Raw genomic sequence first — 1,748 nt, forward strand, 5'->3', positions numbered from 1 at the left:
TGGCCGACCTGGTGGTGATCAACAAGGCCGATATTGACGCTTTGGCGGCGACCCGCGCGCAGGCTCAAATCACGTCCTCTTTGCGATTGCTGGGGCTGCATGGCAATCCCGAAAATGCGCACCAGGATGAAAAAATATGGCATCCGCAGGTGATCCAACTCAGCGCCTTGATGGGGCAGGGCGTGGATGCATTCTGGGCCGCCGTGACGCAATTCAAATCACTGCAAACTCAAAATGGCCGATTGGACGCCCGGCGCCAGCAACAGTCGCTGGCCTGGATGTGGGAGCGCATCGACGCCGGCTTGAAGCTGGCGTTTCGTCAGCACCAGGTGGTGCAAGCGCTGCTGCCCCAGCTGACCCAGGACGTTCTCGAGGGCCGCGTGGCGGCCTCCACCGCGGCAAGAAATCTGCTTTCCGCCCACATGAACAGGGCCTGAGTAGCTATAAAAACAATAGCAATCAACGACCGAGACATTCAGAACTTCGCAAAGAGAAAAAACCATGCACGACATCCTTGAACAACTTGAAGCCAAGCGCGAACTCGCGCGCTTGGGCGGTGGCCAAAAACGCATCGATGCGCAACACAAAAAGGGTAAGCTCACCGCCCGCGAGCGCCTGGAGTTGCTGCTCGACGAGGGCACGTTCGAAGAGTGGGACATGTTCGTCGAACACCGCTGCGTCGACTTTGGCATGGAAGAAAACAAGATCCCCGGCGATGGCGTGGTCACCGGCTACGGCATGATCAACGGCCGCCTGGTGTTTGTGTTCAGCCAGGACTTCACGGTGTTTGGTGGCGCCTTGAGCGAGGCGCACGCCGAGAAGATCTGCAAGGTGATGGATCAGGCGATGAAGGTCGGTGCGCCGGTGATTGGTTTGAACGACTCGGGCGGCGCGCGCATTCAGGAAGGGGTGGCTTCGCTGGGCGGCTATGCCGACGTGTTCCAGCGCAACGTGATGGCCAGCGGCGTGGTGCCGCAGATCAGCATGATCATGGGTCCCTGCGCCGGCGGCGCGGTGTACTCGCCCGCCATGACCGACTTCATCTTCATGGTCAAGGACAGCTCCTACATGTTCGTCACCGGCCCTGAAGTGGTGAAAACCGTGACGCACGAAGACGTGACCGCTGAAGAGCTCGGCGGCGCCATCAGCCACACCACTAAAAGCGGCGTGGCCGATCTGGCATTTGAGAACGATGTGGAAGCGCTGTTGATGCTGCGCCGCCTCTACAACTACCTGCCGCTCAACAACCGTGAAAAAGCGCCGGTGCGCCGTGGCGGCGACCCGGCCGACCGCATGGACATGAGCCTGGACACCCTGGTGCCCGACAACGCCAACAAGCCGTATGACATGAAGGAACTGATCGTTAAAACGGTGGACGATGGCGACTTCTTCGAGCTGCAACCCGAATACGCCAAGAACATCCTGATTGGTTTTGGCCGCATGGAAGGCCAGACCGTGGGCATCGTGGCCAATCAGCCGCTGGTGCTGGCCGGTTGCCTGGACATCAAGAGCTCGATCAAGGCGGCGCGCTTTGTGCGCTTTTGCGATGCCTTCAACATCCCGGTCATCACCTTTGTCGACGTGCCCGGCTTCATGCCTGGCACCTCACAGGAATACGGCGGCATCATCAAGCACGGCGCCAAGCTGCTCTACGCCTACGCCGAGTGCACGGTGCCCAAGATCACCGTCATCACGCGCAAAGCCTACGGTGGTGCCTACGACGTGATGAGCTCCAAGCACCTGCGCGG

Annotated in this window: 1 protein-coding gene and 1 pseudogene; both read left to right on the forward strand. The window is 60.1% G+C overall.

The features are described from left to right. Positions 1–437: pseudogene (locus B3V69_RS11915) on the forward strand (methylmalonyl Co-A mutase-associated GTPase MeaB); the annotation flags it as partial. A gap of 64 nt (positions 438–501) precedes the next feature. After that, a partial coding sequence (locus B3V69_RS11920) for an acyl-CoA carboxylase subunit beta (protein WP_296446804.1) occupies positions 502–1,748 on the forward strand: 1,247 nt, incomplete at its 3' end.

Source organism: Rhodoferax sp. UBA5149 (assembly GCF_002413825.1).
Taxonomy (GTDB): Bacteria; Pseudomonadota; Gammaproteobacteria; order Burkholderiales; family Burkholderiaceae_C; genus Rhodoferax.